Origin of the sequence: Rhodoferax koreense, from assembly GCF_001955695.1 — a bacterium.
Taxonomy (GTDB): domain Bacteria; phylum Pseudomonadota; class Gammaproteobacteria; order Burkholderiales; family Burkholderiaceae_C; genus Rhodoferax_B; species Rhodoferax_B koreensis.
In genome coordinates, this window is the sequence record NZ_CP019236.1 from 366741 (window position 1) to 390221 (window position 23481).

General features: G+C 68.6%; 22 protein-coding genes. 8 read left to right on the top strand and 14 right to left on the bottom strand.

Features of this window, described 5'->3' with window-relative positions; genetic code table 11:
- Positions 1–3: 3 nt before the first annotated feature.
- Complete coding sequence (locus RD110_RS01700) at positions 4–1917, bottom strand: patatin-like phospholipase family protein (protein ID WP_076196083.1); 1914 nt, start codon at positions 1915–1917, stop codon at positions 4–6.
- Positions 1918–2051: 134 nt separating this feature from the next.
- On the opposite strand from RD110_RS01700, the gene RD110_RS01705 reads away from it, so the two are divergent.
- From RD110_RS01705 to RD110_RS01720, 4 genes are read left to right on the top strand one after another with little or no spacing between them, the layout of a single operon-like run.
- Positions 2052–3176, top strand: a complete 1125-nt coding sequence (locus tag RD110_RS01705; protein WP_076204238.1) for an MlaE family ABC transporter permease — start codon at positions 2052–2054, stop codon at positions 3174–3176.
- 1 nt (position 3177) lies between these two features.
- Entirely contained in the window at positions 3178–4041 is an 864-nt protein-coding gene (locus RD110_RS01710) for an ABC transporter ATP-binding protein (protein WP_239467150.1), read from the top strand.
- Positions 4031–5041, top strand: coding sequence for an MlaD family protein (locus tag RD110_RS01715; protein WP_076196087.1), 1011 nt, complete (start codon positions 4031–4033; stop codon positions 5039–5041). The genes RD110_RS01710 and RD110_RS01715 overlap by 11 nt, the downstream gene beginning before the upstream one ends.
- A complete protein-coding gene (locus RD110_RS01720) occupies positions 5038–5703 on the top strand; it encodes an ABC-type transport auxiliary lipoprotein family protein (protein ID WP_076196089.1) in 666 nt (221 codons plus the stop codon). Before RD110_RS01715 ends, RD110_RS01720 begins: the two co-directional genes overlap by 4 nt.
- A 13-nt stretch (positions 5704–5716) precedes the next feature.
- Here RD110_RS01720 and RD110_RS01725 read toward each other — a convergent pair whose 3' ends face one another.
- The 4 genes from RD110_RS01725 to RD110_RS01740 all read right to left on the bottom strand — a co-directional run bounded on the left by RD110_RS01725 (position 5717) and on the right by RD110_RS01740 (position 8425).
- Positions 5717–5938: a hypothetical protein gene (locus RD110_RS01725; RefSeq protein ID WP_076196091.1), complete on the bottom strand. Its 222-nt coding sequence runs from the start codon at positions 5936–5938 to the stop codon at positions 5717–5719.
- An 82-nt stretch (positions 5939–6020) separates the two neighbouring features.
- Positions 6021–6353: an ElaB/YgaM/YqjD family protein gene (locus RD110_RS01730; protein ID WP_076196093.1), complete on the bottom strand. Its 333-nt coding sequence runs from the start codon at positions 6351–6353 to the stop codon at positions 6021–6023.
- A 144-nt stretch (positions 6354–6497) separates the two neighbouring features.
- A complete protein-coding gene (locus tag RD110_RS01735; protein WP_076196095.1) occupies positions 6498–7301 on the bottom strand; it encodes a ParB N-terminal domain-containing protein in 804 nt (267 codons plus the stop codon).
- Positions 7302–7366: 65 nt separating this feature from the next.
- Positions 7367–8425: a YeiH family protein gene (locus RD110_RS01740; RefSeq protein ID WP_394329449.1), complete on the bottom strand. Its 1059-nt coding sequence runs from the start codon at positions 8423–8425 to the stop codon at positions 7367–7369.
- Between the two features lie 205 nt (positions 8426–8630).
- Between RD110_RS01740 and RD110_RS01745 the strand changes: the two genes are divergently transcribed.
- Entirely contained in the window at positions 8631–9590 is a 960-nt protein-coding gene (locus tag RD110_RS01745) for a LysR family transcriptional regulator (protein WP_076196098.1), read from the top strand.
- Here RD110_RS01745 and RD110_RS01750 read toward each other — a convergent pair.
- The 8 genes from RD110_RS01750 to RD110_RS01785 all read right to left on the bottom strand — a co-directional run bounded on the left by RD110_RS01750 (position 9554) and on the right by RD110_RS01785 (position 20384).
- A complete protein-coding gene (locus RD110_RS01750; protein ID WP_204250016.1) occupies positions 9554–10780 on the bottom strand; it encodes a catalase family protein in 1227 nt (408 codons plus the stop codon). The two genes, RD110_RS01745 and RD110_RS01750, sit on opposite strands and share 37 nt — an antisense overlap.
- On the bottom strand, positions 10777–12309 hold the full coding sequence (locus tag RD110_RS01755) for a Dyp-type peroxidase (RefSeq protein ID WP_076196100.1): 1533 nt from the start codon (positions 12307–12309) through the stop codon (positions 10777–10779). The genes RD110_RS01750 and RD110_RS01755 overlap by 4 nt, the downstream gene beginning before the upstream one ends.
- Positions 12306–13610, bottom strand: a complete 1305-nt coding sequence (locus tag RD110_RS01760) for a hypothetical protein (protein ID WP_076196102.1) — start codon at positions 13608–13610, stop codon at positions 12306–12308. The genes RD110_RS01755 and RD110_RS01760 overlap by 4 nt, the downstream gene beginning before the upstream one ends.
- Positions 13611–13755: 145 nt before the next feature.
- Entirely contained in the window at positions 13756–14187 is a 432-nt protein-coding gene (locus RD110_RS01765; protein ID WP_076204243.1) for a hypothetical protein, read from the bottom strand.
- 2 nt (positions 14188–14189) lie between these two features.
- Complete coding sequence (locus RD110_RS01770; RefSeq protein ID WP_076196104.1) at positions 14190–16097, bottom strand: GMC family oxidoreductase; 1908 nt, start codon at positions 16095–16097, stop codon at positions 14190–14192.
- A gap of 10 nt (positions 16098–16107) precedes the next feature.
- Positions 16108–18672: a c-type cytochrome gene (locus RD110_RS01775; RefSeq protein ID WP_076204246.1), complete on the bottom strand. Its 2565-nt coding sequence runs from the start codon at positions 18670–18672 to the stop codon at positions 16108–16110.
- A gap of 182 nt (positions 18673–18854) precedes the next feature.
- A complete protein-coding gene (locus RD110_RS01780; RefSeq protein ID WP_076196106.1) occupies positions 18855–19493 on the bottom strand; it encodes a MarC family protein in 639 nt (212 codons plus the stop codon).
- 117 nt (positions 19494–19610) lie between these two features.
- Entirely contained in the window at positions 19611–20384 is a 774-nt protein-coding gene (locus tag RD110_RS01785; RefSeq protein WP_394329433.1) for an SDR family oxidoreductase, read from the bottom strand.
- A 117-nt stretch (positions 20385–20501) separates the two neighbouring features.
- Here RD110_RS01785 and RD110_RS01790 point away from each other — a divergent pair, with 117 nt between their 5' ends.
- From RD110_RS01790 to RD110_RS01800, 3 genes are all read left to right on the top strand, one after another.
- Positions 20502–21194 (top strand): dienelactone hydrolase family protein, encoded by a 693-nt coding sequence (locus tag RD110_RS01790; protein WP_076196107.1) that lies wholly within the window; start codon positions 20502–20504, stop codon positions 21192–21194.
- 94 nt (positions 21195–21288) lie between these two features.
- On the top strand, positions 21289–21735 hold the full coding sequence (locus tag RD110_RS01795) for a hypothetical protein (RefSeq protein WP_076196109.1): 447 nt from the start codon (positions 21289–21291) through the stop codon (positions 21733–21735).
- 15 nt (positions 21736–21750) lie between these two features.
- Positions 21751–22398 carry a glutathione S-transferase family protein gene (locus tag RD110_RS01800; RefSeq protein ID WP_076196111.1) on the top strand — a complete coding sequence of 216 codons (648 nt, stop codon included), beginning with the start codon at positions 21751–21753 and terminating at the stop codon, positions 22396–22398.
- Between the two features lie 15 nt (positions 22399–22413).
- On the opposite strand, the gene RD110_RS01805 is transcribed toward RD110_RS01800, so the two are convergent.
- Positions 22414–23301, bottom strand: a complete 888-nt coding sequence (locus RD110_RS01805) for a LysR family transcriptional regulator (protein ID WP_076196113.1) — start codon at positions 23299–23301, stop codon at positions 22414–22416.
- Positions 23302–23481: the final 180 nt, after the last annotated feature.

Sequence of the window (23481 nt, forward strand, 5' to 3'; positions counted from 1 at the left end):
GGCCTACGGTTCTTTGTCGAACACGCCCAGCCCGGCCTTGAGCTTGCGCTCCAGCACCTGCACCGCATGGGCGTAGCCGCGCTGGATGATCGGCTCCAGCCGCGTCCACTGCAGCATGCCCACGCGCGTCAGCGGCGGGTGGAAATACAGGTCGCACAGGCCTTGCGCGGCGCGCTGGCGCGACATGCTGTTGAGGATGGTCACTGTCATCAGGTAGGAGGGCAGCGAGGGCAGCAGGTACAGGCGGTTCGCGGGCCGGCGCAGGCGGTCGCGCAGCAGCGCCCAGGTGCCGGGCATGTCGTCATGGTTGACCAGCGGTGCGCTGCGGTGGTTCAGGTCCACGCCGATGACCCGGCCCACGCCGCGCATGCGGCGCATCGCATCGACCGGGAAGTTGTTGAAGATGCCGCCGTCGCACAGCAGTTCGCCCTGGTGGATCACCGGCGGCAACGCCCCGGGGATGGAAGTGCTGGCCAACAGCGACAGCACCAGGTTGCCGCGTTCGATGCGGTATTCGCTGGCGGTGGAATAGTTGGTGGCCACGCAGTAGAAGCCCTTCCACAGGTCTTCCACGTCGGCCTCTTCGGCGCCGTAGCCGACCAGGCTCTGCACGGCCTCGGCCAGGATGCGGCGCAGGCGCAGGCCCTTGATCAGCGACAGCACCGGCATCAGGTTGAAGTCGCCGGTGGGGTTGGTGCGGAAGGCCGCGCGCGCGTTGGCCATGACCTCGTCCAGCGGCCGGTCGGAGGCGATGTAGGTGGCCATCACCGCGCCGATGCTGGTGCCACCCACGCAGTCGATGTCGATGCCGCGCTCGACCAGCGCCCGGTACACCCCGAGGTGGGCGAAGCCGCGCGCGCCGCCGCCGGCCAGCACCAGGCCCACCGCGGTGCGGGTCTGCAGCCGCGCGAGCCGCGCCATGTCGCGCGCCAGGCCCGGGCGGATGTGGACGTGGCCGGCCACGGGGCGGCGCGCGAGCCATCGGGCCGTGCCGCGCGGTGCGGGCCGGTCCACCGGATGCAGCAGCACCAGGATCTCTGCGGCCTCGGCCCGGTGTGCGCCCGGCGCCAGGCAGGCCTGCTCGGTGGCGTGCAGCGCCGGCGGCTGGTCGGCATCGGCCAGTAGCAGCAACTCGTCGCAGTGGCGGCAGCACAGGCGTGTCCAGTCGGTCGGCCCATCGTCGCCGGCGAGCAGCACGAAGTCGTGCCTGGCCTCGATCTCGTCGAGCACCAGGGCGATGCGGCGCGTGGTCTCGGCGCCGCCGTGTCCGCTGTCGGCCAGGCCCGCCTCGGCGAGCGCCGTGTCGATGTCGCCGCGCGTCACCAGGCGCACCGTGCCGATGCGGGCCATCTGCTGCGCGAGCTGCGCGCCGAACGCGGCCACGTCGACGCCGGCGGTGATCGGCAGCAGGGCCATGGTCACGGGGCGGTCGCGGTCCAGCCGTGGGCCGCTGCCGCCCGCGGGGCCGCCCTGGCTGCGCGCGCCGTCGCCCTTGAGCCGCTGGATGATCTGCCGCGTGAGCGCGATCGAGACGCGCGCGCTGCGCGCCAGCAGCCGGTTGAATTCGGGCTTGGCCAGCCGCACCAGCACCGAGTCGCGCACCGCCACCACGCTGGCCGCGCGCGGCTCGCCGGTGTAGAGGCTCATCTCGCCGATCATGTGGCCGCGCGACATCTCGCCGACCATGTGCTGGCTGCCGTCGCCGTTCTTCACATAGGCGCGCAGCCGGCCGCTCACGGTGAAATACATCGCGTCGCCGGCGTCGCCCTGGCGCATCAGCGTCTCGCCGCCGGCGATCTCCATCCATTCGAGATGGCGGCGCAGCATCTGCAGCGCCCGCGTGTCGATGTCGCCGAAGATGGCCCGCAGGTGACGTTCGAGCAGTTCGTCGAGAAAACGCTGGCGCGGTGAGGACATGAAGGGACCAGGGGCTGGGGTGCGGTCGAGTGTGCCATGCGGCCCCGCGCGGCTGTCTGGCGTTTGTCCTACCGGGCGGCCGGGCGCGCATTGGTAGGATGGTGACCTTTTGCATCCGGAGCCCGCAGCCGTTCATGGAGGAAACCTTCCCGCGCATCGACAGCCTGGACACGCCCCACGGCCCGACAGCCCGCCTCGGCGGCCGCTGGTCGGCGGCCGACCTGGCCGAGCCGTCGCAGTGGCTTGGCGCCACCGAGGCCTTGCGCGCCCGCCCGCCGTCGGCGCAGCTGGGTTGGGACCTGGAAGGTGTGCAGCGGCTCGACCACGTGGGCGCGCAACTCCTGTGGAACCATTGGGGCCGGCAATGGCCAGGCCGGCTGGCGGTGCTGCCCGAGCAGCGCAGCCTGCTCGAACGCGTCGCGGGCTTCAGCTGCGTGCCCGGCAAATCGCCGCCCACCACCTGGCCGGAGCGCATGGACAAGCTCGGCGTCTGGGTGCTGCACGGCCTGGCGCACGGCCGGATCCTGGTGCGGATGGTGGGCCAACTCGCGCTCGACCTGCTGCGCCTGGTGCGTGCCCCGCGCGAGGGCCCGTGGCGCGACATCTCCGGCCACCTGTACCAGATGGGCACGATGGCCCTGCCGATCACCGCACTCGTCGGGTTCCTCATCGGCGTGGTGCTGGCCTACCTGACCTCGCAGCAGTTGCGCCAGTTCGGCGCGGAGTCGTTCATCGTCAACATCCTGGGCATGTCGCTGATCCGCGAACTCGGGCCGATGCTGGCCGCGATCCTGATCGCCGGGCGGTCTGGCTCGTCGATCACCGCCGCCATCGGCGTGATGCGCGTCACCGAGGAGCTCGATGCCATGCGGGTGATGGGCATCGCCCACGGCTTCCGGCTGGTGATGCCGCGCGCCATCGCACTGGCCATCGCCATGCCGTTGATCAGCGTGTGGACCACGCTCACCGCGCTGGCCGGCGGCATGCTTGCGGCGGACCTGGCGCTGGGCATCACGCCGGCGTTCTTCCTGAACGCGCTGCCCGAGGCCGTGGGTGTGACCAACCTGGCGCTGGCCATGTTCAAGTCGGTGGTGTTCGGCCTGCTCATCGCGCTCGTGGGTTGCCACTACGGGCTGCGCGTCAAGCCCAACACGCAGAGCCTGGGCCAGGGTACGACGGCTTCGGTGGTGACCTCGATCACGGTGGTGATCCTTGTCGACGCGCTGTTCGCCATTGTCTTCAAGAATGTCGGCGTCTAGGATGGAAGCACCCATCGTCGACATCCATGGCCTGTGGACCGTGTTCGGCCGCGGCAAGGAAGAAGTGGTGATCCACCAGGACCTGGAGATGACCGTGGTGCGCGGCGAGATCGTCGCACTGGTGGGCGGCTCGGGCACGGGCAAGACGGTGCTGCTGCGCCAGATGCTGGGGCTGGAGCAAGCGGCCAAGGGCGAGGTCAAGGTGCTCGGCCAGCCCGCCGCGCGGCTCGGGCGGGCCGGTGCGGCCAGCCGGGTCGGCATGCTGTTCCAGCAGGGTGCCCTGTTCTCCGCTTTCAGCGTGATGGAAAACGTGGCCTTCCCGCTGCGCGAACTCAGGACGCTGCCCGATGATCTCGTGTACGACGCGGCCATGGTCAAGCTGCAGATGGTCGGGCTCAAACCGGCCGATGCGCTGAAGATGCCGGCCGACCTGTCGGGTGGCATGGTCAAGCGTGTGGCGCTGGCGCGTGCGCTGATCATGGACCCGCCGCTCTTGCTGCTCGACGAACCCACGGCCGGGCTCGACCCCAACGGTTCCGACGAGTTCGTCGCCTTGCTGCGCTCGCTGCACAAGGAACTCGGCCTGACGGTGGTGATGGTTACGCACGACCTGGACACGCTGTTCGCACTGAGCACGCGCGTGGCGGTGCTGGCCGAGAAGCGGGTGCTGGTGACCGGCACCCCGGGCGAGGTGGTGGCCTTCAAGCATCCATTCATCGAACATTTCTTCCTCGGTGAAAGGGGCCGCCGCGCCATGACACCGATCCACGACACAGCGCCCGACCCGGACGCACTGAACCCGGATTTCGACGGCGTGCACCGTGCCTTCGTCGAACCAACGCAGAAAGATGCCCATGGAAAATAAATCCCACGCCTGGGCCGCCGGCCTTTTCGTGATCGGTGTGAGCGCACTGTTGATCGTGCTGGCCGTCTGGCTCACGCGCGACGCCGGCAGCAGCCATGCCTACGAGCTGACTTCGCGCGACCCCGTGACCGGCCTGCAGCCGCAGGCCGCGGTGCGCTACAAGGGCGTGGCCGTGGGCAAGGTGACGCACATCGGCTTCGACCAAGATGCGCCGGGCAACGTGCTGATCCGCATCGACGTGGACGACACCACGCCGCTGTCGCCCACCACCTTCGCCACCTTGAGCTACCAGGGCATCACCGGCCTCGCCTTCGTGCAGCTCGACGACGCGGGCCAGGCGCAGGACCCGATTCCCGCCGGCCGCAGCGGCGTGCCGCGGCTGCCGCTGCAGACCTCGCAACTCGGCAAACTCACCGAGCAGGCGCCGCAGATCCTGGCCCAGGTCGACGAGGCCACGCGGCGCATCAACCAACTGCTGAGCGACTACAACCTCAAGCTCGTGACGAATGTGCTGACCAATGCCGGCCAGGCCACGCAGCAGATCGGTTCGGCCGCGGGCAGCCTCGGCCAGCTCAGCGCCCGCATCGACCAGACGCTGACGCAGCGGCTCGACCCGGCCCTGGCCCGCGTGCCCGCGCTGGCCGACGAGACCGGCAAGACCATGCGCGCACTGCAGGCCACGGCAGCCTCGGCCAATGGCACCTTCGAGGCCGTCACCCAGACCGCGCGCCGGCTCAACGAAAAGGACGGCGCGCTCGATCGCCTGGCCGGCGGGACGGCGGCGCTGGCGCATGCGGCCGACACCTTCGGCGCGGCCACGCTGCCGCGCATCAACCGCGTGAGCGAAGACGCCTCGCGCGCCGCGCGGCAATTGAGCCGCACCGTCAACGGCATCAACGACAACCCCCAATCCCTCATCTTCGGCGACGGCCCCGTCGTTCCGGGGCCGGGAGAAAAGGGCTTCGCCGCCCCCGCAGCGACGCCAGGAACCAAGCCATGAAACATACGAACGCCGCCTTCGCGGGAATACTGACCAAGGGGCTGCTGGCCTCAGCGCTGCTGGTGCTGGCCGCGTGTTCGGCACTGCCCGAAAAGCCGGTGCGTGCCACGCAGTATGACTTCGGCCCGGGGCCGACGGTGGCGCCCGCCGCGGGCACCGCCGCGGCGTTGCCGCCGCTGGCGCTGGCCGAAGTCGAATCCGCCGGTGTGCTCGAAGGCAGCACGGCGGTCCTGTATCGCCTGGCCTATGCCGATGCGCAGCAACTCCGGCCGTACGCACTGGCACGCTGGACCATGCCGCCGGCCCAGCTGGTGCGCCAGCGGCTGCGCGACCGGCTGGGCGAGCGCCGCGCGGTGTTGAACGCCGGGGAGAGTGCTTCGCTGGTGCGCACCGAAGGCAGCCTGCCGTTGGTGTTGCGTGTCGAACTCGCCGAGTTCACGCACCTGTTCAGTTCGCCGACGGCCAGTGCCGGCCTGGTGCGCCTGCGCGCCACGCTGGTGGACGACACGCCCGCGGGTGAGAAGCTGCTGGCGCAGCGCCAGTTCATCGTCCAGCGGGATGCGCCGACGGCGGACGCCGCCGGCGGCGCACGCGCCCTTGCGGCGGCCACCGATGCGGCGGCGGTCGAGATCGAGCAGTGGCTCGCGACGGTGGCGCGCTGAGCGCGCAAGAACCTCAACCGCGCAGGAACGGCGTCGGCTCGTGGTGTTTGCCGGGTTCCGCCGGTTCCTGGCCGCGGCCAGGGTGCGGGTCGGGCGTGGAATAGACCTTGTTGGTCCAGCGGTCGCCGAAGGAATCGCCGGGCTCCGTGCCATGGTTCACCCGGTGGGGATCGGGTGGCAGCGGCTTGGCGGTCTGCTCCTTCGCTTTTTCTTCCGGGGTGTTGGGGTGCTTCATGCGGGGCCTCCGTGACAAAGCCGCCGGTGCGGACACAGGCGGCCGGGAAGATCCGCGGACGAGTCCGCGGCGCTCGGGGAAATTAGCGGCGGTTGAGCCAGCCGATCACATAACCCACGGCCAGCGCGGTACCCACGGCGCGCAGCGGGTTGGCCGCCACATAGTCGCGCGCCTGATCGAGCGCACGCGTCGGTGCTTCGGCCATGCGCTGGCGGCGCGCCTCCACGGCCAGGGCGGCCCGCTCCGCCTTGCTGGCGAGCTTGTCCACGGTCTCGTGCGCCGAACTCGAGGCGCGTTCGATCGCGCTGCGGGTCGGCTCGGCGACCTTGTCGATCGAATTGTGCAGGGCCGTGCCCACCTGGTTCACGCCGCGTTGCAGGCTGCTGTCAGGGAGGAGGCTGGAGACGTTCTGCATGATGGAATCCTTTCAGAAGTGGGCCCGCATCGGTGGACGCCGAAAGCGCTCCCCGTGCAGGTCAAGTTCCATACTCTACGCCGGCAGGCCGAGCGCAGCTGTGGGACATCCTTGATCTTGCTGTAGGACAAGCCGGGCAGGGGCTCAGTGCCCGGCCGAGAGCTCTTCCACCCGCGCACGCAGCGCCGCGTTTTCGGCCGTGAGTTCGGCGATGGTCTGTTTCAACCGGGCGATCACCCCCTCCGGCGACTCGGGCTCGGTGCGTGCCACGGCCTTGGCCGCACGCACCTGGCGCGCAGCCTGTTGCAGCTCTTTCTTGCCACCGGCCGCGGCCGCCACCTGCTCCTCCTGGGGCAGCGAAGCCACGGTGGCGGCGGTGTTGATGGAGATCGTGCCGGCCTTCACCGCCGCCACCAGCTCGGGCGTGGCCGACTTCTGGATCTTCTCGATCTGCGTCACCGTGGCGCTGCTGATGCGCGCGGCCTTGGCAATGGCTTCGCGGCTGCTCAGCGGTTCGTCGGCGGTGTCCCACGGTGGCGACGCCTCTTCGGCAGCGGCCGTGGCCACGGGCGTGGCGTCTTCGGATGGCCCCGGCGCAGGTGCGGCGGGCGGCGGGTTTTTCTTGCGGGTGTCGAGGATGTTCTTCTTGCGCAGCGCCAGTACGCCACGCTGGAAGTCGGACACGCTGCGCCGGCCCAGGTGCTGGTCGATCATCCACAGGTGCACGTCGTCGAGCGACTTGAACGCGGTGTTCTGCACCGTGGAGAAGGGGATGTCGTGTTTGGTGCAGATGGCGTGGCGGTTGTGGCCGTCCACCAGCACCTCGCCCCACAGCACCAGGGCGTCGCGGCAGCCCTCGGCCAGGATGCTGCGCTCGAGGGCGGCGTATTCGTCGGGGGTCAGCGGGTCGATGTAGGCAAGGAGATCGGGGTTGACCGTGATGGGCATTTTTCGGGGGATTTCGGGGGAATTGGGAAGCAGGGGCGGGATTGTAGGGTTGTCGCGCCGCCCAGCTAAGCGCCCAGCCCGAACAGCGCGCCCAGCCCCGCGTTGACGGCCAGACCACCGCCGACCAGCCAGGCGAACAGCACCGCCGCCAGCGCCAGGGGCTTGACGCCGGCCTTGCGGATCGCCGAGACATGGGTCGTCAGACCCAGGCCGGCCATGGCCATGGCGAGCAGCACGGTGTCGACGTCGGTGAGGTGCAGGACCATGGCCTGGGGCAGCACGGCCAGCGAATTCAGGCCGGCCACTGCCACGAAACCCAGCGCGAACCAGGGGATGGCGATGCCGCCGCGCACCGGTGCCCCGGTTTCGGCATGGTGGGCGTCACCGGGGTGCGAAGCGGCATCCGGCCGTGACAGCCACGCCGACAGCATGACCAGGAAAGGCGCGAGCATCATCACCCGCACCATCTTCGCGATCACGGCGGTGTTCGCAGCCTCCAGGCTCACCGCACGGCCTGCGGCCACCACCTGCGCCACCTCGTGGATGGTGGATCCGGCGAACACGCCATAGTCGGTCGGCGACATGGCGATCCACCCGTACTGTGCATTGAGGTGGTACAGCGCCGGATACAGGAAGATGCCCACCGTGCCGAATACCACGACGGTGGCCACCGCCACCATCACCTGCTCGGGCCGGCCGCGCACCACCGGATCGGCGGCCATCACGGCGGCCGCGCCGCAGATCGAACTGCCTGCGCCGATCAGCATGGCGGTCTTCCGGTCCAGGCCAAACACCCGGGAACCCAGCAGGCAGGCCAGGCCGAAGGTGCTGCAGAGCATGCTCGCGTCGATCGCCACGCCGGCCCAGCCCACATGGGCGATGTCCTGGAAGGTCAGCCGCAGGCCGTACAGGACGATGCCCAGGCGCAGCAGGTTCGCCTTGGAAAACGCCACGCCCGCACCGGCGGCGGCGCCGACGCGGCCGTACCAGGTGTTGCCGATCAACATGCCGAGCACGATGGACAGCGTCAAGGCGCTGATGCCGTGAGCCTGGAGCCAGCCGGACCGCCCGAGTCCGATCGACACGGAAGCGATGGCCGCGGTCAGGGCAAGGCCGGGCAACAGGGCTTGCAAGTGCGCCGCAGGCCCGTGTGGGCGTGGGGCTGCATCCGGCCGGGGCGGTGCCAGGGGCGATTCGGCGGCAACATTCACGGGCGGCTCCATTCCATCGATTGCGAAGACATGGGCGCATCTTCCGAGGTTGCTGTTCAGCGGTCCAACGGATTATTTGGCTATGACCTAATGGCAAAACAGGTATATTGGGGCCACCATGCGCCTCACCTTGCGCCAGCTTTCGATCTTCACCGCGGTGGCCGACACGGGCAGCACCACGGCCGCCGGCCTGCACCTGGCGCTGTCGCAGTCGGCCACCAGCGGCGCCTTGAACGAGCTGGAAGGCCTGCTCGGCGCCCAGCTGTTCGACCGCATCGGCAAGCGGCTGCTGCTCAACGACAACGGACGGGCCTTGCTGCCGCAGGCCAGGTCGCTGCTGGACGCGGCGCAAGACATCGAGGCCGGATTCGGCGTCGGTGCGGGCAGGGGCGATGCCGACGCATTGGCAACGCGGCTGCGCGTCGGCGCCAGCACCACCATCGGCAACTACCTGCTGCCAGCGCTGGCGGCGGCCTACCAGAGGGCCTGGCCCGCCACCGGCATCGACGTGTCCATCGGCAACACCCGCGAAGTGGCGGCCGCCGTGGCGCGGCTGGAGGTGGACCTCGGCCTGATCGAAGGACCGTGCCACGAGGCGGAATTGGCGGTGCGGCCGTGGCTGGAGGACGAGCTGGTCGTGGTCTGCTCCGCCGGTCACGCATTGCTTCGGGGAGATGCCGACCAGCGAATCCCGGTGGGTGTCTTGCGGCAGGCGCCATGGCTGCTGCGGGAGCCGGGTTCCGGCACGCGCGAAGCGGTAGAACATGCGCTGCTGCCGCACCTGCACCACCTGCAGGCTGGCATGCAACTGGGCAGCACCGAGGCCATCAAGCAGGCGGCCGCCGAGGGTCTGGGCCTGGCCTGCCTTTCGTTGTGCGCCGTGCAGGACCTGGTGACACTCGGCCGACTGAAGGTGTTGAACACGGCCCTGCCACGGCTCAGGCGCAGGTTTTACCTGGTGCAGCATCGCCAGAAGCGGCTTTCGGCCAACCTGGCGCGTTTTGTCGCGCACTGTGTCGATGCGATGCCCGACCTTTCAGCTCAATCGAAAGTCTCCTCCCCCGTCGGCTCGAAATGAGGCACGGCATTCATCTGGTGCCGCAGTTGCGACAGCGACAGGTAGATGCGCCGCCGCGCGCGGCTCTGGTTGCCGAGCGGACGGTGCTCGGCGATGCTGTGCCAGGGGTTGTACGACAGGCGCTTGGCGAATTCCATCTGCGCGGGTGAGTCGAACTTCTGGCCGGGGATGTGCAGCGTGGCCACGGGGACGCGTGGCGACAACCGCTCGGGCCACAGCACGGCGGCGTTCTCGATCGGCATCAGGTGCGGATCGGTCTGCAGCTGGAGGCGCAGCTCGATGTCCACGGCACCGTGGGCCAGGGCGGCCACCATGGCGTCGCGCAGGTAGTCGTCTGGTGGGCGCAAAGGCAGGCGCGGGATGGGCGTGCGTCGCTGGTCGGTCGGCCAGAACGAATACTGCATGGCCTGGCCTTCGCCGAGCAGGTAGGGCACGCAGCTGAAATACGGCGCCTCGAAGGGGCTGGACTGCGTCTTGATCCACAGGCCCTGCATCACCAGGTCGAGCAGGTGCGGCCGGGTGAAGTTGAGGAAGTAGAACAGCGAGGCGTTCTTCAGGCTGTTCTCCTGCAGTTGCGCGTTGGCGCGCACATCGGGCGTGACGAAGGTCGGCGGCGAGACGCCGAACAGGTCCTGCGTCCATTTCTCCTCGTCCATGAGTTTCGGCCCCGGCACATCCATGAGCTTCACGCTGATGCTCATGAAGCCCACGTCGTCGATGTCGGGCGTGACGTAGGGCCCCGGCCCCGAGAAACGCACCCAGGCCGGGTAGCTGCGTGGTGTGGCGAAGATGCCGCGGCGCAGGTGTTCGGGCAGGCCTTCGTGCACGCGCAGTTCGGCGCGCACGATGCCCTGGGTCTTGGTATTGCCGCCGCGCTCGAAGCCGCCGGGCTTCCACAGGCCGCGCATCTGTTTTTCGAAGGTGGCAATGATGGCGTCGACGAATGCCTCTTCGCCGGGCAGCAGCCGTTCCTCGGCGATCCGCAGGCCCTCGTCGGTCCGCTGCGCGTTGATGAGGAAGGTGGTCAGCCGCGTCAGCGGGTCGCGCAGCACGGCGTCGAAGGCGGGGCGAAAGAACGGGTCGAAACGGCGCTCGAGCTGGATCAACGCGAGCGAGGTGTCGGAGACCCAGTTCAGCAGCGCCGAGCCGGTGTTGGCGCGCGGCACGGGCCGGCTGGTGTTGGAGTTCATCGTCGGCCTCTCGCTGGCGCCCAGGCCAGGTAGCGCAGCGCGCGCAGGCCGGGCAGGAAGAAGTACGCACCGCCGCGCAGCGTGACGAACTGCGGCAGGCCAGTGAGCCGCCGGTCCGGCCCGTGGGCCTGGGGGATTGAGAAGCTGTCGGTCGCCACACCTTCGGGTGTGGCCTGCCGTGTCCCGAGCAGGGGATCGGCTTCGTTGGCCAGGCCGTTGAAATGCGTGCCCGCGAGCCAGGCGCTCTGCACGAACTCGAACTGCCGCGCGATGTTGGCATTGAGGCAGACGAAGAACAGGCCGGTCTCGTGGCCGCCATCCGCAGTGGACGGCTTTTGCAACGCCTCGACCAGCGGCACCGGCCGGCCGTATTCGCGGCCACGGCGCAGCAGCCGGTGAAAGCGCGTGGAGGCCACCAGGTCCTGTCCCAGGGCCTGGCTGTCGAAGCCCAGTGTGCGCCGCAGCCATGAGAGCGGGCCGGCATCGCCCGGCGGCAGGTCGGCGCTGCGCGGGTTGGCACGGCGCACATGGGCACCGAGCGGGCAGCACAGACCGCGCGGATCGGCGTTGAAGTCGAAGTCGTTCAGATCCACCGCCGCACCCATGGCGGCGCCGATGTGCGTGGCCTGCGCCAGGGGCACGCCGCTGCGCGTGCGGCCGACCATGCACGCGGCGAGCTGCTCCCGGCGTTCATGGTCGCCGCCGGCCTGGCGGTCCAGCCATTGCCAGAAGCCGGGCACATCCTGCTGCAGTTGCCGCAATACCAGGTAGCTGCCGTTGCGGCCCAGGTCCGCCTGGCCGGGAACATCCTCCGCGCGTGGCAGCAGGCCTTGCGGATCCTGCTCCGGGTCGAGCAGCGGCCGGTCGGTGTAGCCGCCGTATTCGTTCGGATAGCCGAGCAAGAACTCGCCGAGGCAGGCCAGGTTGGCGTAGTCGGCCTGCTCGGCATCGGCGGCGGGGCGTGCCCGCGGCCAGTCGAGCTCGGGCTGCGAGATGCCGTCGGCAAAACCGAAATGCTCGACGTTGCGCAGATCGCCGCAGGGCCAGCGCGCCAGGGTGTCGAAGCCGGCGGCGCACTCGGATTCGATCGCGGCCTGCCACGCATTGAGCCGGCCGGGCAGCGCGTACAGCATCAGCAGCACATGCGGTGTCCGGGCGCCAAGGCCCCAGCGCCAAGCCTCGGGGGCGTTGGACCCCACATCGCCGAGCCGGCGTGCGCGGCTGGCGTCGCTGCCCATTCCGGATACGAACTCGGCCGAGAAGCCGTCGACGACGTGGCGCGGCACCCCAAGGGCATGCATCCCCTCGGCTGTGAGCGCCACCTGCAGCGCGGTGGCCGGCAGCGGTTCGACGGCCGCGGCGCTGGCCACCGGCGCGGCGGCGAGCCATTGCCTTGCGGCGAGAAGGTCGCGCACTCGCAGCAGCAGGAAGCAGGCCTCGGTGTGGTGCTTGTAGCCGAAGCGCACGATGCCCTGGATGTCGTCCAGCGCCACCGAGGCATGCACGCTCGCAGTTGCGGCGGTGGTCATAACAGCCCCAGCCAGGCTTGCGCCTGGACTTCGTTCATGCGCCGCCGGGCGAGGCCTTCGCGCACGCGCTGGTTGCGCCGCAGGTCGGCCAGGGTCAAACCGGGGTAGGCCTTGTACCAGACCTGGGTCGGTACCTGGTGGCGGCGCTGGTAGCACTTGAAGGGCTGTTCGCGGCGCGCGCCGCCGAGGATCAGCCAGCGCGTGCGTGGCCAGCCCACGCCGTTGCTGAACACCAGGTTCAGCCCCCAGGCCACCTTGTTGATGAAGTCGTCCATGTAGCTCTGGTGGCTGCCGTCGTAATTGCTGGTGAAGACCACCCGGGTGCGGCCGTTAAGGAAGGCCCAGCGTGCGAAATGGATGGTCTGGACCCGCGCCAGGTGGCCGCGTGTGAACACGTGGCGGCAGGCGTAGTCGATGGCTACCAGCAGCGCGCTCAGCAGCCAGAGGCGGAACAGCCCCGGCTTGACCGGGCCGAGCGCGGTGTATTGGTTGGTGACGTCGAAATCCTCGATGTCCTGCAGCGCCTGGAGCGCCTCGGCTTCCGGCCGCGGGCAGATTTCGGGGTCGGCCTCTTCGCGGCGGCGCAACTGCCAGACGATGAGCGGCGCGAGCACGACGAGGAATGGCAGCACCAGCAGGCCGGCCAGCGGTACCGCCACGAGGTGCAGCCATTGCCGCAGCTGCCAGCCCGGCGGCGTGGGGACTGGCGGCGTGAGCGAGAGCCGGCCGGCCGCGACTTCGGCATCGGCGAAGCGGCGCAGGGCCTGGCGCATGGCCTCGGCGGTGGTGGCTTCGTCGTCGTCGGCGTCATCCTGCCGCACCCTTTGCGACAGCAGCCGGCGCAAGGCATCGTCCTCGCGGATCTGCCGCACGCTGCGGCCGACCCAGTTCACATATTGCGCGGCCAGCGGCCGGTCGTGCGCGCACATCCAGGCCAACAGGTCGGTGCCGGCGGTGAAGCCTTCGCAATGCGTGAAGATGCGCCGCAGTCCGTCGTTCGCGCGCTCGGCGAGTTCGGCCAGCAGGTCGCGGCCCGGCCCGTCGCAATCGCCCATGAAGGCCAGGTAGGTGGGCAGGACCGGGCGCGGCAACCCATAGACCTGCAGGTCGGCCTGCAACGCGTCGTCGAGAAGCACCAGGCGGGCGAAGTGCAGCTTCTCGAAGAGGGCGAACGGCACGACGGCATTGCGCGGATCGGCCTGGCCGGGGTTGGCATTCATGGCGTTGAGCAACAGCCTCAGGCCGGGCTCGTGGCCCTCGGCCAGGCGGGCGACCACCATGAAATGCGATTGCGGCATCATATGTTTTGCTTCCAACGCACTTTCGCGGCGATCCTCGGCTTCAGTCCAGAACACCGCGGAACTGGCTTTGCCAGGCCGCAGGTGTTGCCCCCTGCAAGGGGGTTGGCGTTGACACGAAGTGCATAAGCCTGGGGGTGTTCAGCAATCAGAACTGGAGGCAGAAGTCGATCAGCCGGCTTTTGCCCCAGTAGACCTTGCCCAGGTAGAAGCCCGGCCCGATGAGCCGTATCTCGTCGCGTATCCAGTGCGCCACGAGCGAGGTTTCCGAGTAGTCGAGCACAATGCATTCCTTGCCATCGAGCCAGCTTGTGTCCTTGTACACGCGGGCGATGATGGCCTCGAAGCCGAAGGCCAGCACCTTGTTCTTCAGCACGCCTTTTTCTGCGTCGAAGACTTTGCCCTGCCAACCGAAGTGGTTGATGATGTCGGCGATGCTTTCCGAATAACGCGTGCCCGGCGCGATGATCGCCGTGCCCTTGGCCGAGCCGTTCGGGATGTCGCCGGCCGGGCTTTCGCGGAACAGGTCGTCGAGTTGGGTCTGGTTCATCGCCAGCAGCTGTGCTACGTCGTAGGCCATGGTCATCTCCTTGGAACATCCGCATGGGCCGGCGGCCCGGACTGGGCGGCGGTCTGCAGAATCGCGTCGGCCGCTTTCTCGCCGGCCATGTACACGGCCGAGGCGATGAAGAAGCCGGGAATGCGCGGGAACACCGAGGCATCGACCACACGCAGGCCGCGCACACCGTGCACCGTGAAATCGCTGCCGAGCACCCCGCCCAGGGCGACAGGGCCGATCGGGCAGGAGCACGAGGCATGGTGGCCCCATGCCGTGTCGCGCACGTAGTCGGCCAGGTCTTCGTCGGAGGTGACGCCGGGTCCGGGCGCACATTCCTCGGCGATCACGCCGGCGGCCAACAGCGGCGCGGTCAGGCGGCGCACGAAACGGATGGCCTCGACCACGGCGCGCAGGTCGTGCCCGGCCTGGTCGTCGCCTTCCTCGAAATAGCGGAAGTTCACCAGGGGCATGTCACGCGGATCGGCGGAACGCAGCCTCACCGTGCCGGCCCGGTTCACCGTGTGGGCCTTGAGCACCGCCCAGGTCAGGCGGTCGTCGTGGTCGCGGATGACGCTGGAAAAGCCGGGGCGGTAGCCCTCGAACCGGGCCGGCAAGGCCATGCAGAAGATGTCGGGCTCGGCGGCGTCGGAGCCGGTGCCGGAGCGCCGTACCAGGCCGATGGCGGCGCCGCTGGTGGCGTACAGGCCCGCGTGGGTCGCGTTCCACCGTTGCCACGGGGCGTCGCCGCGGCTGAAGGTGGCGCCTTCCAGCAGTTGCCAGGGTCGCCGCATGACATGGGCCACGGCCACTTCGTACCGGTCCTGCAGGTTGTGGCCCACACCGGGCAGTTCGGCACGCAGTGCGATGGCGTGGCGGCGCAGATCGGCGGCCGGGCCGATGCCCGAGAGCATCAGCAACTGCGGCGTGTTGAACGCGCCGCCGCAAAGAATCACTTCGCGCCGGGCGAGCACCTCGCGGCGCTCGCCCGGGCCGGGGTTCACGTTGGCGTGCGCCTTGTACAGGCGGGGCCCCTTGAGGTATTCGACGCCGCAGGCCGCGCCCTGGGCGTCGAACAGCACCTGCGTGGCCAGGGCATCGGTCTCGATGTGCAGCCGCTCGGGATGGCGGGCCGCCGCGGCCAGCAGCCTTTCGCGGGCGCCGCTGCGCCGGCCGTGCGCGGTGGACAGCGGCAGATAACAGAGCCCCTCGAAGCTGCCACGCGCGAAGCTTCGCCATGCCCAGCGCCGGGCATTCGGGTCGCCGGCACCGCCGCGCAGCCAACGCAGCGCGCTGGCCAACGGGTTGGCCAGGCTGCGGGTGAAGGCCCGGGCCGTTTCGGCGACGACGCCGACCATCTGCTCGTCGCCGAGTCCATCGCGCTGCAGCGCACGTTCGCTGCGCAGCCAGCCATCCCAGCCGTGGCCGGTCGTGTCGATGCCCAGCCGGCGCAGCGCGCGCCACAGCGGCCGGTGGTGGCAGGCTTCCACGCGTTCGAAGTAGCGCTGCATCTTCGGCGCGCGCCAGCTGTCGTCGCCGGTGAGCTCGGCGATGTGGTTCCAGTCGCTGTCGTGCGGGCGCATGAAGATCATGGCGTTGTGGGCGGTGCAACCACCCAGCGTGGCGGCTCGCGGGTACAGCACGCCGTGGCGTCCGGCGTCGTACTTCGGGTCGCGGGCCTGGCGCGTTTCGTTGGCATAGTGGCGCACCTGGAAGTCCCAGCGCATGGCCTCGTTCTCGCAGGCGAAGGCATGGAAGCCGGGCACGTCGTAGTCGTCGGGCAGGCGCGGCCCGCCGTCGGCACACGCGTCGCCGCCGGCCTCGAGCAGGAAGACGTGCATGCCGGCTTCGGCCAGCCGCGCGGCCAGCGTGCCGCCGCCCGCACCGGAGCCGACGATGACGTAGTCCCAGGGGTTTCCATCGGCATGTGCCATGAAGGTGAGGTCAGAACGTCTTGATGAAGGCGATCAGCGCGCGCTTGTCGTCGTCGCTCAGCACGGGCTCCGTGCCGAAAGCCTTCTCGTCGGTGGACAGGCCGTCCTGCCGGTTGAATTCGGCGGTGCCGAAGTAGTGACCCCGGTTGACCACGAAGTCGGGGCATTTGCTCAGCCGCATCATCGGTTCCTTGAGTCCGGCGAACTGCTCGCGCAGCGCGGCGTCGTCGGCGTCCTTCGGGACGTTGGCGAGGTTGGTCTTGAGCTTGATCAGCAGTTCGCCCACGTCGCGCACATGGGTGGCGATGGCGGCTGGGTCGCTGGACTCGGCGCGCAAGCGAAGGTTGGCGATCAGGTTCACCGGCACGCCCTTGGGAATCGGGCCGAGCACCACGTCGCCGCCTTCGTCCACCAGCCACGGCAGCCACCGGTGCAGCTTGCCCTGCAGCGGCTGCACGGCTTCGGGTACGAAACCGGTCGGGATCGTGACGGTGCTGCGTTCGGTGGTGCGGTCGATGGTGCCCGGCAGCTTGTCGCCGAGCACCGCGTCGCGTTCGCGTTTCTCGGGCCACAGCAGTTGCTCGATCGAGGCGTCGAAGGCCTTCATGCGTGCGGCCACCGAGGGGCTCGGGTCGAATGGGCCGAGGGTGTTGTTGAGCAGCAGCGGCGCCGTGGACCAGACGCTGATGAGCGAGGGCACCCGGGTATAGCCGCGCCCGCCGGCCGGCATCGGGTAGGGCATGGGCGCGCCGGTGAAGGGGTCGCTGATGGTGACCGTACCGACCGAGGGCAACTGCTTGTACGAGGTCGAGGAAAAGTCGTTCCAGATGTTGCCGGCCAGCGCATTGGTGGCCAGCGGGCTGCACAGGTTGGTGCGCAGGAGCGTCGAGGGGATGCGCGCTTCGGTGGACAGGTAGTTGCCCTGCAGGAAGTCGGCCGCCTGAACGATCTCGCGCATCTGCGCCTTGTAGCCGTCGGTCTGCGTCCAGGTCCAGTAGCGCTTGAAGCAAGCGAGGTAACCGGCGCCGGCGCACTTCTGCGGATCGAGGCCGAGGTCGGCCGGTGGCGTGGGCGCCTTGCTCGAATGGCAGCGCGCGCAGGTGTCGGCGAACACGGCCTTGCCGCGTTCCACCGTGGCGGTGTCGGCGTTCAAATACGCTTCGCCGCCGGGTGCGTCCTTCAGACGATCCGGCTGAGCGGCCTTGAGGAAGAACAGCGCGGTGTTCGGCGTGCCGGCCTCGGTGGCCTGCCAGTAGACCGAATTCTTCTGCGCGGTGGCGATGCGGATCGGCGTGATGGTCTTGCCGCCGACGATGGGATTGAAGTGGCGCAGCCATTCCTCGCTGTACAGGCCGATGTTGAGGTGCACGCGGTTGAGCGCGCCGAGCAGGCCCACGGAGTCGGCACCGTCCTTGAGCACGTGTGGCGTGCGCACGGTGGTGTTGGCCTTGTCGTAGAAGCCGGCCAGCCCGGCGAAAGACTCGCCGGTGAAGTCGTTGAACTGCCTGTTGTCGACCTCGCCCCCTTCGAGCTTCTCGTGCCAGAGCTTGTTGGCCAGGCCCATGCGTGCGTTGAAGTCGTAGACCGCGTTCATGGTGCGCGGGTTGTTGATGTTGTCGGTGGAGATGAGCGAGGTGTCCATCGCGCCGGGCCGGAAGCTGTGTGCCAGCTGGAACATGTAGTTCTTCTGGCCCTCGGGCTTGTTCGCGTTGTGGATGAACAAGCGGTCCACCCACATGTACTGCGCGCCCACCGATGAGCTCAGGTTGGCGAACTTGGGCTTGGCTGGATCGTCGGGCGGGTTCACCGGGCTCGGGCCGACGTGGCAGAAGCCGCAGCTCATGCCCACCCGGTACGGCCGCACCAGGTCCTGGCGGTTGTAGTAGGCCGGGTCGGTGTAGTACTTCTCGGCGTCCCAGGCCTTGGCGGCCTTTTCATCGAAATCGGGGTTGGGGAACAGCCTCAGGCCGATGATGCCGGTGGCTTCCCCGTAGAACGAGCCCACGGGTTGCGTGGTGCCGTCGCCCAGCGGCTTGCCGCGCGCGCCGACGGCCACGCCGGGATATTTGGCCTCGTTCTCGAAGGGGTCGGGGGCGCAGCCCGCGGCGCGCCGGTCGAGCCACAGCCCGCGGTGTTTCGGGTCGGGGCCGCTGGCGGCTTCGAAGCACGGCTCGTTGACCAGGCCCAGGTAGGCCCAGCGCCTGGCGCGGTCGTAGCCCTGGCTCGGGTGGGAACTGATGGATTTGAGCAGGTCCATGGCGCCGAAAGTGGCGCTGGTCATGTGGTCCCAGAGGCGGTCGTTGCCGCCCGACCAGACGATCCACATGTTGCGCCCGGCGATCTCCTGCGGGGAGAGTGCGAGCCCGCCGTCCATGTCGTGGAAATAGTCTTCGGTGGCGTGGGGAAACGATGCGGCCGTGCGGCCGGCGAGCTTGGCCTCGTCGAGCACGTCGCCGGTCGGTGGCGCCTTGGAGCAGGCCGCGATCAACAGGCCGGCGAGCAACAGGAGCCAGCGCAGGGCCCTGAGAGGCCGTGCCGACGTGGGGCTCGCGGTATGCCGACTGCGCTGTGCCATGGCCATCCTCCTGTTGCCGCAACGGGAAAAGGAAACTCGACGATGCAAAGCCGCTGATGGCGGGCGCGGCAACCCGGAATATGCACCTCGACATTGCGCTTTTCGGCTCGAAAAGTAAAGCGCCGGCAGGCCGGCCGGCGCGCGGGCTTACCCCAATAGGAGGGTGGACAGGTGCGGCTTTTCTAGAGGCCGCGACCGAGCACCGGGAACAGCTTGTGCAGGCCGTCGGCCATGACTTCCACGGAGAGCGCGGCAAGGATCAGGCCCATCAGCCGCGTCATGACATTGATGCCGGTCTTGCCCAGGAAGCGCGCGATCGGCTCGGCGAGCAGGAAGCACAGCGCCGTGGCCAGGCCGATGACGACGCCGTAGCCGACCAATGTGACAAGTTGAAAAAAGCTCTTGGCCTTGTCGGCATAGATCACCACGGTCGACATGGTGGCCGGCCCGGTGAGCAGCGGGATGGTCAGCGGCACCACGGCGATCGAGTCGCCGACGGATGCGCGGTCGGCCGCGTGGCGCATTTCCTCGGGCGTGGATTTGGCTTCGGCTGGCTGCGCGTTCAGCATGCTCAGCGCGCTGGTGAGCAGCAGCATGCCGCCGCCGACCTGGAAACTCGCCAGGGAGATGTTGAAGAAGTCGAGGATCTGCAGGCCGAGCAACGCGCTGGTGGCGATCACCACGAAGGCGCTGAACGCGGACACCATGATCGTGCGCCGCCGCTCCTGGTGCGAGAAACCCGCCGTGTAGTGGATGAAGAAGGGCACGATGGCCAGGGGGTTGACGATGGCCAGCAAAGTGAGCAGCGGCTTGTAGTCCATGGGCGTCTTTCGGATCGGAGTGGCGTTGAGGAGGTCCTTCGACGAGCTCAGGACGAACGGGAGACTACGGCGGTTTACATCATTTCCAGAACACCGCGGAACTGCCCTGGGCGTGAGCTACCTTCCGCCCGAAACATCGAGCAGCGCCATGGTGGTGTAGCTCGCCTCTGCGGACAACAACCAGACGATCGCATTCGCCACTTCGAGCGCCGAGCCGCCGCGCTGCATCGGCACCAGGTGCTGGAGGTCGCGCACGCGGTCGGGCAGGCCGCCGGAGGCGTGGATCTCGGTTTCGATCAGGCCCGGGCGCACGGCGTTCACGCGGATGCCTTCGGCTGCCACCTCCTTGGCCAGGCCGAGCGTGAAGGCGTCGATCGCGCCCTTGGCGGCCGCGTAGTCCACGTACTGACCCGGCGAGCCCAGGCGCGCGGCGGCGCTCGATACGTTGACGATGGCGCCGCCCTGGCCACCGTAGCGCGTGCTCATGCGGCGCACGGCCTCGCGCGCGCAGAGGAAGCTGCCGAGCACGTTGATGTCGAACATGCGCTTGACGCGCGCAAAACTCATCTCCGCCACGGTCGAGGCGGCGTCCACCACACCGGCGTTGTTGACCAGCGCGGTCAGCGGGCCGAGCTTGGCGTCGATGCGGGCGAACATGGCCAGCACCTGGGCCTCGTCGGCCACATCGGCCTGCACGCTGATGGCGCGGCCGCCGGGCAGCGCGCGGATCTGGCGCACGACTTCGTCGGCGGCCAGGGAATTGGCGCTGTAGTTCACCGCCACCGCATAACCGCGCTGCGCGGCCAGCAGGGCCGTGGCCGCGCCGATGCCGCGGCTACCGCCGGTGACCAATACCACCCCGGGATTCACCTGGTTGTCGACTGTGTCCAAGACCTGCCTCCTGCAGAATGCGCGTTTTTGGGATAAAACACCCCGCGCACTTCGCGGGGCCGCCCATCATAGGCGGGCATCCGGTTTTCCAACCTCTCATTTCGAAAGAGCATCGACATGGCATCCAGCACCATCCAACTCACCGCCGCCGACGGCTTCAACTTCCCTGCCTATGTGGCGCAGCCTGCCGGGAAGGCCAAAGGCGCCATCGTGGTGCTGCAAGAGATCTTCGGCGTGAATTCGCACATCCGTTCGGTGGCCGACGGCTACGCCGCCCAGGGTTACCTGGCCGTGGCACCGGCCACCTTCCACCGCGTGCAGCCCGGTGTGGAACTCGGCTATACCGGGCCCGACATGCAGGCCGGCATGGCGCTGAAGTCCGCGGTCGAGGCGCTGCCCGCGCCCGGCGTGCTGCAGGACATCCAGGCAGCCGTCGACCATGCGGCCCAGGCTGGCGGCGGCAAGGTCGGTGTGGTGGGTTACTGCTGGGGTGGCCTTTTGACCTGGCGCGCGGCCTGTACGCTCCAGGGCATTGCAGCGGCCGTGCCGTATTACGGCGGCGGCATGACGGTCGGCGCCGAGGTGGACCGCAAGCCGCTGGTGCCGGTGCTGGCGCACTTCGGCGAGAAGGACGCCCACATCCTCGTCGACTCGGTGCATGCCTTCGCCAAGGCCCACCCGGAGGTGGAAGTGCACGTCTACGCGGCCGACCATGGCTTCAACTGCGACCAGCGCGGTTCGTACGACGCCCCCGCGGCCCAGCTCGCGCTGCAGCGCACGCTGGCATTTTTCGGCAAGCATGTAGGCTGAACGCGCCATTACCGCCACTTACAGAACTTCATGGGGCCGACTTCAGTCCAACCGCGACCTGGAGTCCAATCCAGTCAATCTTTGGAGACATGCCATGAAGTTATCGACCACTGCCACCTTGATGGCCGCCGCCGCGCTGCTGTCGGGCTGCGCCGTCTATCCGGAGGGGCCGGTGAGCGGCGGCGGCGTCTACTACGACAGTCCGGGCTACTACAGCAACGGTCCGGCCCCGTACTACGGCCCCGGGCCTTTCTACGGGCCGCCGCCGGTGTATTACGCACCGGCGCCGGTCATCATCAACCGCGGCAACTGGGACCGTGATCGCCGCGGCGACCGCGACCGGTGGGAGCGTGACGGCCGAGGGCCGCGTCCCGGGGACGGCAGGCCGCCAGGCCGGCCCCCGCAGGCCCAGCCGCCGCAGGGCCAACCCCCACAGGGCCAGCCACCGCGTCCATCCCGCCCGGACAACCGGCCGCCTGTCGGCAGCACGCGCGACGGCAGGCTCTACCAGGGCACACAAGAGCTCCGCCGCAACGATTGAGCAGATCCGCACGCCATGATCGAACTCCACTATTACCCCAGCAATGCCAGCATGGCGCCGCACCTGCTGCTCGAGGAACTCGGAACGCCTTTCAGGCTGTGCCTGGTCGATCGGGCCCACGAGGCCCACAAGTCGCCGGACTATCTGAAGCTCAATCCGAACGGCCTGATCCCGGTGCTGCGGGATGGCGAACTGGTCTTGTACGAAGCCGCAGCCATCTGCCTGCACTTGGTCGATACCCATCCCCAGGCCGAGCTGGCGCCGCGCGTGGGCAGCTCCGAGCGCGCGCACTTTTACAAATGGCTGATGTGGATGACGAACACCTTGCAAGCCACGCTCACGCTGTATTTCTACCCCGAACGCTGGGCTTCGCCCGACCAGTTGCAAGGCGCCACCGCGCTCAAGGCGCGTGCCGAGGCCAAGGTGGGTGCCCTGCTCGAGCAGATCGAAGCCGAATTCGAGCGCCACGGCGGGCCGTGGCTGCTCGGCGCGCAGTACACCGCGCTCGATCCTTACCTGCTGATGCTGTGCCGCTGGACCCGCGAATTCGGCCGTCCCGCGCGCAGCCTGCCCCAGCTCGGCGCCTACCTGCACCGCATGTTGCAGCGGCCCGCGGTGCAGAAGGTGTTCGCGACCGAGCAGATCGGCCCGCCCTTCGTCTGACCGCGGATCCAGGGCTCAGTCGATGCGCCAGCGCTCTTCCAGGAAGGCCAGCAATGCCTTGAGCGCGGCGCTGTTGTGGCGGCGCTGGGTGTAGGCCGCGTACAGCCACAGGTCGTCGGGGCTGTAGCCCGGCAGCACGGTCTGCAGCGCACCGTTGTCGATCAGATCCTGCACCAGCAACCGGGGCAGGCAGATCACGCCCATGCTCTGCAAGGCCATGTGCACCAGCGGCACGGCATCGGTGGCATCCATGCGGCTGCGCAGCGGCACCCGGTGGATCTCGCCGTCGATCAGGAACCGCCATTCGGGGTGCGGGCCGATCAGTGAATACGTGAGGGCGTCATGTGCAGCCAGTTCGTCGGGATGGCTGGGCACGCCGTGCTCGAGCCAGTAGGCCGGCGTCGCGCAGACCACCATCTCGATGCGGCGCAGCTTGCGCACGATGAGGTTGGCGTCGGTGATGCGGCCGATGCGCAGCGCCACGTCGATCGCCTCTTCCACCATGTCGATGGTGCGGTTGTCCAGGTACAGGCTGATGCAGACCTCGGGATACCGCTTCATGAAGTCGGCCAGCATGGCCGGCAACTGGATCGTGCCCAGGCCGTGCGGCGCGGTGAGGCGCACGCGGCCGCTGGGTTCGCGCGAGCGCTGTTGCAACTCGTCGCGCGTGAGTTCGATCATGTCGATCAGCGGCGTGCTGCGTTCGAGCAGCAGGCTGCCGGCGTCGGTCAGGCTCACCGTGCGCGTGCTGCGGTTCAACAGCCGCGTGCCCAGCCGCGCCTCGAGCTGTGCCACATATTTGCTCACGTTGGCCTTGGACACGTCGAGGTCGCGCGCGGCAATGGAGAAGCTGGCGCGGACCGCAACGGCGCGGAAGGTGCGGAGAAGTTCGATGGTGTCCATTGTTTCCAGAGCCGAAACACAGCAGTTCCGTTTGAGTCAGTTTAAAGGCGAACCAATTGCCCTATCTGCTATTCACAGAGAGTGCAAGGTTGCAAACCCTGTATATGAAAAGAACCTCAGGTTCAGCAAGCAAGCCTGAAGAGACTGAGTGGCCGGCCCGAGGTTCCTTTCATGTGTTGG

Bases quoted from the DNA above. Each gene is read 5' to 3' on its own strand.
- RD110_RS01700 (WP_076196083.1), bottom strand. From the start codon at position 1,917: ATGTCCTCACCGCGCCAGCGTTTTCTCGACGAACTGCTCGAACGTCAC.
- RD110_RS01705 (WP_076204238.1), top strand. From the start codon at position 2,052: ATGGAGGAAACCTTCCCGCGCATCGACAGCCTGGACACGCCCCACGGC.
- RD110_RS01710 (WP_239467150.1), top strand. From the start codon at position 3,178: ATGGAAGCACCCATCGTCGACATCCATGGCCTGTGGACCGTGTTCGGC.
- RD110_RS01715 (WP_076196087.1), top strand. From the start codon at position 4,031: ATGGAAAATAAATCCCACGCCTGGGCCGCCGGCCTTTTCGTGATCGGT.
- RD110_RS01720 (WP_076196089.1), top strand. From the start codon at position 5,038: ATGAAACATACGAACGCCGCCTTCGCGGGAATACTGACCAAGGGGCTG.
- RD110_RS01725 (WP_076196091.1), bottom strand. From the start codon at position 5,938: ATGAAGCACCCCAACACCCCGGAAGAAAAAGCGAAGGAGCAGACCGCC.
- RD110_RS01730 (WP_076196093.1), bottom strand. From the start codon at position 6,353: ATGCAGAACGTCTCCAGCCTCCTCCCTGACAGCAGCCTGCAACGCGGC.
- RD110_RS01735 (WP_076196095.1), bottom strand. From the start codon at position 7,301: ATGCCCATCACGGTCAACCCCGATCTCCTTGCCTACATCGACCCGCTG.
- RD110_RS01745 (WP_076196098.1), top strand. From the start codon at position 8,631: ATGCGCCTCACCTTGCGCCAGCTTTCGATCTTCACCGCGGTGGCCGAC.
- RD110_RS01750 (WP_204250016.1), bottom strand. From the start codon at position 10,780: ATGAACTCCAACACCAGCCGGCCCGTGCCGCGCGCCAACACCGGCTCG.
- RD110_RS01755 (WP_076196100.1), bottom strand. From the start codon at position 12,309: ATGACCACCGCCGCAACTGCGAGCGTGCATGCCTCGGTGGCGCTGGAC.
- RD110_RS01760 (WP_076196102.1), bottom strand. From the start codon at position 13,610: ATGATGCCGCAATCGCATTTCATGGTGGTCGCCCGCCTGGCCGAGGGC.
- RD110_RS01765 (WP_076204243.1), bottom strand. From the start codon at position 14,187: ATGGCCTACGACGTAGCACAGCTGCTGGCGATGAACCAGACCCAACTC.
- RD110_RS01770 (WP_076196104.1), bottom strand. From the start codon at position 16,097: ATGGCACATGCCGATGGAAACCCCTGGGACTACGTCATCGTCGGCTCC.
- RD110_RS01775 (WP_076204246.1), bottom strand. From the start codon at position 18,672: ATGGCACAGCGCAGTCGGCATACCGCGAGCCCCACGTCGGCACGGCCT.
- RD110_RS01780 (WP_076196106.1), bottom strand. From the start codon at position 19,493: ATGGACTACAAGCCGCTGCTCACTTTGCTGGCCATCGTCAACCCCCTG.
- RD110_RS01790 (WP_076196107.1), top strand. From the start codon at position 20,502: ATGGCATCCAGCACCATCCAACTCACCGCCGCCGACGGCTTCAACTTC.
- RD110_RS01795 (WP_076196109.1), top strand. From the start codon at position 21,289: ATGAAGTTATCGACCACTGCCACCTTGATGGCCGCCGCCGCGCTGCTG.
- RD110_RS01800 (WP_076196111.1), top strand. From the start codon at position 21,751: ATGATCGAACTCCACTATTACCCCAGCAATGCCAGCATGGCGCCGCAC.
- RD110_RS01805 (WP_076196113.1), bottom strand. From the start codon at position 23,301: ATGGACACCATCGAACTTCTCCGCACCTTCCGCGCCGTTGCGGTCCGC.